This is a genomic window from Brevibacillus sp. BC25, assembly GCF_000282075.1.
Lineage (GTDB): Bacteria > Bacillota > Bacilli > Brevibacillales > Brevibacillaceae > Brevibacillus.
Genome location: NZ_AKIX01000020.1, coordinates 1 through 9,562, shown reverse-complemented (window position 1 = coordinate 9,562; position 9,562 = coordinate 1). Strand labels below are relative to the sequence as shown.

Below are 9,562 nucleotides of genomic sequence, written 5' to 3'. Positions count from 1 at the left end.
TCCCAGCCGCAGAGCCTAGAGCAGCGGCGGTGATCACCTGGTAGTGTGTAGTTGCTGCATCTCCTGCACTGTAGACACCCGGTACGCTCGTTTTCCCAAAGCTGTCGACGATGACCGTTCCTGCTTCCGTTACCTGGCACCCTAATGCTTGCGGCAAGTCAGATCCAGCCACGAGCTTGGGAGCAAAAAAGATCCCGGTGCACGATATGAAGTTGCCATCTGTAAGCTCAACGCGCTGCACCATCCCATCGACAGATACAATACGCTCAATCGGGGAGTCAAAGACAGGAACGCGATGCTGCAACAGCTCCAACCTTTGTTCTTCCGTGAATTCATCTAGTCCATTGGTGCAGACGGTGTATTGATTGGTCCAACCAGACAGCATTTTTGCCAAGTGCAATGCCTTTTCTCCATTGGCGATCAAGACGAGTGGCTGGTCGCGTAATTCCCATCCATCGCAATAAGGGCAGACAAAAGCACTTTTTCCATACACTTGTGCTAATCCGTTAATAGGCAAAGGAAGATCCTTCATTCCCACTGCGAACAGCAGCTTTTTGCTCTGATAAGTCGCTCCCTGTGCAGTCGTAATGAGAAAATTTCCATCGTGTCCCGTGATCGTTACAGCTGTATCCTCCACAAAGTGAACGGAGGGGTAGGCGCTGATTTGCTCCCTTGCAATCTGACGAAATTCGTTCGGAGTGATGCCGTCTCTCGTAAGAAAGCCATGCGACTCACGTGTAACACGATTGCGTGGACGACCTTCATCGATAACGACCACACTTTTTCTTGCCCTGCCAAGTGCGAGAGCGGCATTCATACCTGCTGGTCCGCCGCCAATAATCCCTACATCGATAAGTTGATTCATGTTTGTATACCACCTTTATAGATTCTTTATATCCCTAATATAAAAACAAAAAACCTATTCTTTCTAGTTCCCTGCAAGAAGCCTAGGGTTCAGAGCAGCAACCAGCACATTTAAAACATCTATTGTAGACCTTTGATATCTATTATAAACAAACCTTCCTGAGAATCAAGTCGCGATACACTTTATATTCTTTTTGTAAATAATCCCTTATATCGACAAACTCCAGCACTTTCCAAATAGTAGCAACCTACCATTTTCACAAGCGAAAAGGAAAAAAAAGGAACGAGTAAATATACCTAATTGAGAAAAAGTGTGGGCCAGAAGACCGTCCCGGTTGCAGGACTTCTCTACAAAAAACGTAGGACGATGGAGGCGAATACGTCCCAACATTACAATTTCATGACAAATCTGAAAAAGACACAATAGTGATTTTTGTCTATGGGAACGATTCGCTCCCTATGTTTACAATGACTGTGACGTGGCAACATATCGGAGGTTGACGAGGAATGGAGCCAACAAAAAAGAGAAGATGGCGCTGGATGAGCCTGACCATGCTGATCGTGGTGGGGGCAAGTGCCTTCTGGTGGTTTTGGGCAGCAGATCGTGTCGAAAGCATGGAGACGACTACAGGTACTCAATTAAAATTTCGCGCAAATGGCGAGCTGTTCGAAGTCTATCAGAATCAGAAATGGCAGCCCTTTTTTGCGAAAGGCGTCAATTTGGGGGCATCGTTACCGGGTCATTATCCGGGTGAGCTTCCCATAACAAGAGAGGATTACATGCGCTGGTTCGCGATGATCGACGAGATGGGAGCGAACGTCATTCGTGTGTATACCATCCATTCTCCTGTCTTTTATGAAGCTCTGGTCGATTACAATCGGCAAAAAGAAGGAGACCCTCTCTATTTGATGCAGGGTATTTGGAGTCCAGAAGAGCTGTTGATTGAAAAGAAAGACGCCTATTTGCCAGAGATTCGCGAGGAGTTTCGACAGGAAATCAAGGATGCAGTCGGCGCTGTTTACGGGGACATCACCCTGCCGGAAAAACCGGGAAAGGCAAGTGGTACATACCGTGCCAATGCGGGCAAATACTTGATTGGCTGGCACACAGGGACCGAGTGGGACCCCGTGATGGTGAAAAACACCAACCGCCTGCATCAAAAAGTTGCTCCCTATCAAGGGAAGTACTTCCACGCGACACCGAATGCAACCGCTTTTGAGACTTGGATTGCTGAAATGGTGGATACCGTCGCAATGGAGGAGAGCAAATACGGTTGGCAGCATCCGATGACCTTCACCAATTGGGTGACAACAGACCCCTTATCGCATCCGGGAGAGCCGATCCATCATGAGGATTTGGTTAGTGTCGATCCTACCCATATAGAGCCAACGCAGTGGGAGGCAGGCTACTTCGCTTCCTATCACGTGTACCCGTATTATCCAGATTTCTTCCGTTACGACACTACCCTGCAACAGCTGAAGAACGATGCAGGGCAAATCGATACGTACAAAGCGTATTTGCGACAACTGAAGCAGTATCACAAAAACATGCCGATTATGGTGACAGAATTCGGGGTCCCGTCATCGGTGGGAGTCGCCCATCTGGGCAATTTGGGGCGCAATCAGGGTGGTCATTCAGAAAAGCAGCAGGGAGAGGTCGATGTCGAGCTTTTGCAAGAAATCCATCAGGAGGGTTATGCAGGAGCAATCGTATTCGTCTGGCAGGACGAGTGGTTCAAAAAAACGTGGAACACGATGCGCTTTGAGTTACCGGAAGATCGGCGCTCCCTGTGGATCAACGTGTTGACCAATGAGTCTCTGTTTGGAGTCCTCGGCATGTACCCGAACAAAGAAGGCGTACTGACCATCGATGGGAATCGCACAGATTGGGATCAGCTCGTGCCGGAAGAGAAGCAACGCCTCGATGTTCAAGTCCCAGGCGTCGACGAAATCTGGATGACACATGATGAAGGGTACGTCTATTTCCTTGCTCAGTTGAAGGAAGAGTTTGACCCGGCTAAACAACAGCTCTATGTGGGCGTTGATACGCTTCCTGGCGGGAACAAGCATGCTGCTCAGCTTCCCGGCCTGACGCTGGATGAGGGTCTAGAAACGCTGATCGCGTTGGGAAAAGCAGACGAGAGCCAGATTCAAATCGCTGCCAATTACGACTTTCATGCACGCTTATACGGAAAACGCTACGGCATGCTTGCGGTCAAGGAAGAGGAGAAAAAAGACAATTCCGGGATATTCAAGCCGTGGAAGCTGGCCGTTAGCCTGGAGATGGAGCCGCCAGACAGCAAGAAGTACTATCCGTTGGAGGAAGTCGAGGTCGGCAAGCTGATCCGGGGAACGACAGATGCCCAAGATCCGCAGTACGACTCACGAACCGCCTGGCAAGCAAAGGGTAAAGTGGTGGAGCTGAGAGTACCGTGGATGCTGCTTGGATTTACAGATCCGAGCTCCTTGTCCGTCATGAGCTATGAAGATGATGGCAAAAGCTTCACGACGAAGAAGACGAAAGGCATACGCATCCTACCGCTCCTGGTGGATACAGCGACGAAACAAATCGTCGGGCAAAACGCTTATGCAGTGACGAAGCTCCCGATGTATACATGGCAAGGCTGGGAGCAGGTAGGCTATCACGAACGAAAAAAACAGAGCTATTCCATACTAAAAAAAGCATTCCATGAGATTGAGGCTCCGGTGAAGATCGGGACTCAGCCTTGATTGGATAGGAGAGTGGCAAACGTGCAAACACCATTGGCGACGGCAATTGTTTTTCTGTACGCGCTATGTGGATTGACAGTACTAGGCTTGCTTGTCTTGTTCGCACTGAAGCTGCGCAACATTTCGGTGGAGAAACAGACCATGCGTTGTCTGGAAAAATATCGCGACTACTTCGTTTACCTCCAGGCACACGGGGAAGAAGAGGAGCGTTTGCAAGTGCCTTATGGCGCTGTGACGCAAAAAGAAAAGCAAATCATTCAGAAAAAGCTGTTTGAGCTGATGGAGCGGGTCACTGGCATTCATCGGGACAAGCTGATCTGGCTCTGCGAGGATATGGGACTCGTAGAGCTGGACATGCAAAGACTAAATGGCTGGTGGAAATGGACGAGAGTGGATGCCGTTTACAATTTGGGGATCATGCGTTCCAAGCTCGCTGTACCTGCTCTCTTAACCCTCCTGCAAAAAAACACAAATGACATTAGTGTTTTTATCATTGCTCGCTCTGTCGCCAAATGTGCACGCAACACAGAAGATTTGCGGGAAATGGTGACCCATGTTGTCGGAGCGAAGAAAAATGTCCACCAGCTCATCGTGGACATCATCAGTGATTCGCAGGTGGATACGGCACCGCTTTTTGCACAGTTTTTACAAGAATCCGATGCTGAACTGGTCCAAATCGGGCTGATTGGCTACGCTGTGCATGCCCAGCCCGGCATTGAGCCCGCGCTATTCCAGCTCATTCAATCGCCTGACAAGGAAGTCCGAATTAAGGCAGTCAAGCTCATGTGTCGGGATACCCGCTATATGAATGAGCAGACAGTCACTGATTTTATGAATCACAAAGATTGGGAAATTCGGGCAATGGCAGCGAAGGCAATTGGCTCACTGAAATTGCATTCGTACATTCCTTCGCTGAAAAAGGCAGTGGGCGATGCGAACTGGTGGGTTCGTCATCACAGTGCGCGCAGCCTGGCGCAGTTAGAGGTGGAAGGCTTTGCCGCCCTGTGTGAAATTTTGCAGGAAGAGAGAAACGGTCATAAGAGCGAGATGGCTCATCAAGTGATCCAGGAGGAGCTGGAAAAAGAGAAGCTAGTTCTACAGGGTGCGACAGCGACCGAGAAGCTCGTGCAATACAACGAAAAGCTGCATCTGTACCGCAAGTCGTATCGCAAAACGATTTCCACGGTTCAGGCACTGGAAAGATAGAGCGAAAGGAGGCTGCCATGAGAGATTTTCTACTTTACTACGGAGTATTTGCCGTCTATTACGTCATCACGATCAACTCTTTGTACTTCATCATCATGCTGTTCTCGTTTAATAGCATCATGGGAATCTTAAAAAGCTCCATCTATTCGAGATTCCAGACACTTTCAGGCTCTGAGCACGTTCCGCCGATTTCGATTCTCGTGCCAGCATACAACGAGGAGCTGACGATTATTGAAAATGTAAGGTCGCTCTTATCCTTGAACTATCCGCGCTACGAGGTGCTCGTGGTCAACGATGGATCGAAGGATGCTACCTTGCAGGTAATGATTAACGAGTTTTCGTTGGTTTACTCTGAGCACATGCCGGTGCAGCCGCTTCTTCATACATCGAAGATCAGGGGAATCTACCACAATCCGGCTTTTCCGAATCTGTATTTGATCGACAAAGAGAACGGAGGAAAAGCTGACTCGCTCAATGCGGGGATCAATCTCTCCCACTATCCGTTGATCGCTTCCATTGATGCAGATTCCTTGCTGGAAAAAGACGCGCTGATTCGCATTGCGAAGGTGTATATGGAAAACCCGGATGAAACAGTTGCCATCGGCGGAGATATCCGCATTGCCAACGGCTGCAAGATCGAAGACGGTGTCGTGAAGGACATTCGTTTGCCAGACAAGTTTTTGCCGATGATGCAATCCGTCGAATACCTCAAGGCGTTTCTCGGGGGACGGATCGGCTGGAGCGCGATCAACGGATTGATTATCGTCTCAGGCGCGTTCGGTGTTTTTCGCAAGGATTACATCATCAAGGTAGGCGGTTATCGCGAGGGGTATCCGGGTGAAGACATGAACATTATCATCAAGCTGCACAAGTATATGCTGGAAAACAAGCTACCGTACCGAGTGGCATTTTGCCCCGATGCGGTCTGCTGGACACAAGCGCCGGATACGCTCAAAATCTTGGGCAGTCAACGGCGCAGATGGGGACGCGGCAATCTGAAAAACATGATTGAGTACGGCAGATACATGGCGTTTCGCCCCAAGTACAAGCTGTTCGGGATGCTCACGCTACCGTTTAATATCTTGTTTGAAACCTTGAATCCGTACTTTCGCATCACGGGTCTATTGGCCCTCATCGGTTATACCTTGCTGGATATGACCAACGGCTACGTCCTCTTAATCTACGGCTTGCTCAATGTGCTGTATGGCATGCTGCTTGGCATTGGCTCCTTATTGCTGGAGGAAATCGCATTTCGACGCTATCCGCGTTTTCGAGACATCGTCAAAATGCTTTTCTATACGATATTGATGTTCTTCGGCTATCGGCAAATCGGCGTCATCTGGAGATTCCTCGGTCATATTGAATATTTGCGCAACAACAACTCCTGGGGAACGATGACGCGGACGAGCTGGCAGACGAAGAGCAGCGAAAACATTTCAAGTTTGGAGGCTAGATCATGAGTAATCTCGTACCTGTTTTTTACGAGCATCTGAGCAAGATGGAAGAGAAACAATTGGCGTGTGGGGTTATTCTGGTGGCTTGCAAAACCCTCACGAAAGAGTCAATGGAGCTGATCAAGCAAGACCTGGGCACTCGTTCAGGTGACGGCTCCGAGATTGCTTTGCACTACGCGTATGACAAAAACAAGCAGCTCTTCGGAATACTGCTTGAAGGACAGAAGCTTTCGAGCACCCATTTCCATGCTTTGCGTGTAAAAGACTATTTGCAAGAGCACAAACTGCTAGCAGGCAGCCTCTTGATTGCGAGTTTTCCCGAAAGCTCGCGCTCGTCCGGTCAAATGCTGATGCGGATGATCCAAGAGATGAGAGAGCCAGGCGCTCATGGGGAGATCAAGATTTACGAGCAGAATCCCGCTCAAAAAGAGGAGCCGGCAAGTATTTTGCTGGTTAACCATGATGAGACTGTCAACGAGTTTTTGAGCATCTACTTTCAGCGCAAAGGGTATCTCGTTACGGTAGCCAATGACGGGATGGATGGCATGGAAAAGTATCAGGAGGTCGCCCCTGATCTTGTGATTACCGACCTGAATCTCCCTATCCTCAATGGATACCAGCTCATGGAAAAAATCAAGCATATCAGCGCTTCCATGAGCAAGATCATGGTCCTCACAGACAAACGTCTGGAAGAAGATGTGCAAAAATCGTTTGCAATGGGAGCATCTGACTACATTACCAAGCCATTCTCCCCGGTAGAGCTAGAAGCCAGGGTGAAAAGGCTGATTTCATAATTCTAGAAAGAGAAAGGGAGAGAAACGAGGATGGCGAGATACGAGGAACTGCAACAAAAGATTCAACGCAAGACAGCGAGAGTGGGTGTCATTGGGCTTGGGTATGTAGGGCTGCCGCTGGCGGTAGAGACGATCAAGAGTGGTTATACCGTAATCGGAATCGATCTGCATGGCGGAAAAATCGAGAGCCTGAAAAGAGGAGAGTCTTACGTCCAGGATATTTCCAATGAAACCTTGCAGGAATGCCTCGCGACCAATCGCTTTTTTCCGACGACTGATTATAGCGTCATCGAAGAGCTGGATGCGATCAGCATTTGCGTTCCGACGCCACTCAGTCCCAATCAAGACCCAGACACCTCTTACATTACAAACGTTGTCGAGCAAATCAAGAGATTCATGAAAAGAGGAATGCTCATTACGCTGGAGAGCACAACCTATCCGGGAACGACGGAGGAGCTGATCCAGCGCGAATTTGAAAAGCTGGGCTATCGGGCTGGCATTGACTTTTTCCTCTGCTATTCGCCAGAGAGGGTCGATCCGGGCAATCGCAAATACAGTACGTACAATACGCCAAAGGTGATCGGTGGGACGACAGAACGTTGCATGGAGTTAGGCACGCTCTTGTACGGCAGCCTGGTCAAAACTGTCGTGCCAGTCTCTTCGCCAAAGGTGGCGGAAATGTCCAAGCTTTTGGAAAACACCTTCCGTAGCGTCAATATTGCCTTCATGAATGAGATGGCAATGATGTGCGACAGAATGGGCATCAATGTTTGGGAAGTAATCAAGGCCGCATCGACCAAGCCTTTCGGGTTCATGCCGTTTTACCCGGGACCCGGAATCGGTGGGCATTGCATACCGCTCGATCCGATGTATTTGTCGTGGAAGGCCAAGGGCTTTCGTTTTCACAGCCAATTTATTGAGATCGCCCAATCGATTAACGACAACATGCCGGACTATGTGCGCAATAAGACAGCACAGGTGCTTAACATTTACGCCAAAGCGATCAACAGCTCACGCATCTTAATTCTTGGCATGGCCTACAAGCCGGAAGTCGATGACCTGCGGGAATCACCTGGGCTGGAGATTTACGAGCTGTTCACCAATAGCGGCGCAACTGTCGACTATTACGACCCGTATGCGCAGAGCTTTGTGAATAAAAAAGGTGAGATCATCCACTCCATCGCCAATGACTACGAGGCGTTCAAGACTTACGATTGCATGGTGCTTATTACGAATCACCAAAGCTTTGCCTATCAGGAGCTGGCGGATTTGGGAGTGGCCATTATCGATACACGAAATGCGTTTGAGGGCATCACGAATCCGAATGTGTATCGCATCGGAACCTCAGTCGCTATCAGGCAGGAGAAGGAAGTCGTCAGTTTGCTCGCATAATACAAAGTCCGAACATTATACGCAACAAGGGAGGAACCGAAGACATGTGCGGAATTATGGGATATATCGGGAACAGGGAAGCGCAGCCGATTCTAATCAATGGGCTGCGAAAGCTGGAATACAGAGGCTACGATTCAGCGGGCATTGCGATTTGTGATGGAGCAACCATCGGCATTCGCAAGGCAAAAGGCAGAATTGACGTACTGGAAAGCCAAACCCAAAAGTCCGGCTTGCAGGGCTCCATCGGCATTGGTCATACGCGCTGGGCGACACACGGACGACCGTCTGACGAAAACTCTCATCCTCATTTTGATCAATCCGGCAAGTTCTCGATCGTGCATAACGGCATTATCGAAAACTATCTGGATCTCAAGCAGGAGTTGATCGAAAAAGGCGTGACGTTTACTTCGGAGACGGACACGGAGGTCATCGTGCACCTTTTGGCGCAGGAATACGACAACAACCTGGTGGCGGCAGTGCAGAAGGTCGCTGGCAAAATTCGCGGAGCATTTGCCCTCGGTGTGATGACGGAGCATGAGCCTGACAAGCTGATTGCAGTTCGTATGGCGAGCCCGTTGATTATCGGGGTAGGGGAGAATGAGAATTTCATCGGTTCTGATATCCCGGCGATCCTGGAGCATACGCGCGAAGTGTACGTTCTCGAAGACGGAGACCTGGCGATTCTGACCAAAGATTCAGTTCACGTCGTGCGTCTGGATACGACGGAGCCAATCGAGCGAGAGCTGGTGCGGATTGAGTGGGACAAGGAACAAGCGGAAAAAGACGGCTTTGCTCACTATATGCAAAAGGAAATTTACGAGCAGCCACGTGCCCTGCGCAATACAATGACAGGTCGAATCGATGCTACACAGCAAAAGGTTATTTTTCCCAATCTTCAGCTATCAGAAGCAAGTGCCAAGCGTGTGGAAAAAATCTACATTGTCGCATGCGGTACCGCTTATCATGCGGGCTTGATCGGCAAGCATGTGATCGAACGATTGGCACAGATTCCGGTAGAAGTAGATGTAGCGTCGGAGTTTCGTTACCGTCGCCCACTCTTTCAACCCAATACGCTTACGATTGCCGTCAGTCAATCAGGGGAAACAGCAGATACATTGGCAG

Annotated in this window: 7 protein-coding genes; 6 read left to right on the top strand and 1 reads right to left on the bottom strand. The window is 49.4% G+C overall.

Annotation, left to right across the window (positions count from 1 at the left end; all coding sequences use genetic code 11):
- The coding region (locus tag PMI05_RS04785; protein ID WP_007717908.1) for an NAD(P)/FAD-dependent oxidoreductase at positions 1-865 on the bottom strand (865 nt) is incomplete at its 3' end.
- A gap of 506 nt (positions 866-1,371) precedes the next feature.
- Here PMI05_RS04785 and PMI05_RS04780 point away from each other — a divergent pair.
- The 6 genes from PMI05_RS04780 to glmS form a co-directional block, all read left to right on the top strand.
- The gene (locus PMI05_RS04780) at positions 1,372-3,594 is read left to right on the top strand and encodes a hypothetical protein (RefSeq protein ID WP_007717904.1); all 2,223 of its coding nucleotides are present in this window, start codon (positions 1,372-1,374) and stop codon (positions 3,592-3,594) included.
- A 21-nt stretch (positions 3,595-3,615) separates the two neighbouring features.
- On the top strand, positions 3,616-4,800 hold the full coding sequence (locus PMI05_RS04775) for a HEAT repeat domain-containing protein (RefSeq protein ID WP_007717900.1): 1,185 nt from the start codon (positions 3,616-3,618) through the stop codon (positions 4,798-4,800).
- 17 nt (positions 4,801-4,817) lie between these two features.
- A complete protein-coding gene (locus PMI05_RS04770) occupies positions 4,818-6,260 on the top strand; it encodes a glycosyltransferase (RefSeq protein WP_007717897.1) in 1,443 nt (480 codons plus the stop codon).
- Positions 6,257-7,048 (top strand): response regulator transcription factor, encoded by a 792-nt coding sequence (locus PMI05_RS04765; RefSeq protein WP_007717894.1) that lies wholly within the window; start codon positions 6,257-6,259, stop codon positions 7,046-7,048. Before PMI05_RS04770 ends, PMI05_RS04765 begins: the two co-directional genes overlap by 4 nt.
- 30 nt (positions 7,049-7,078) lie before the next feature.
- Positions 7,079-8,440, top strand: coding sequence for a nucleotide sugar dehydrogenase (locus tag PMI05_RS04760; RefSeq protein WP_007717891.1), 1,362 nt, complete (start codon positions 7,079-7,081; stop codon positions 8,438-8,440).
- A gap of 44 nt (positions 8,441-8,484) precedes the next feature.
- The coding region (gene glmS / locus PMI05_RS04755) for a glutamine--fructose-6-phosphate transaminase (isomerizing) (protein ID WP_007717888.1) at positions 8,485-9,562 on the top strand (1,078 nt) is incomplete at its 3' end.

Coding starts and splice junctions, on each gene's coding strand:
- PMI05_RS04780 (WP_007717904.1), top strand. CDS start 1,372: ATGGAGCCAACAAAAAAGAGAAGATGGCGCTGGATGAGCCTGACCATG.
- PMI05_RS04770 (WP_007717897.1), top strand. CDS start 4,818: ATGAGAGATTTTCTACTTTACTACGGAGTATTTGCCGTCTATTACGTC.
- PMI05_RS04765 (WP_007717894.1), top strand. CDS start 6,257: ATGAGTAATCTCGTACCTGTTTTTTACGAGCATCTGAGCAAGATGGAA.
- PMI05_RS04760 (WP_007717891.1), top strand. CDS start 7,079: ATGGCGAGATACGAGGAACTGCAACAAAAGATTCAACGCAAGACAGCG.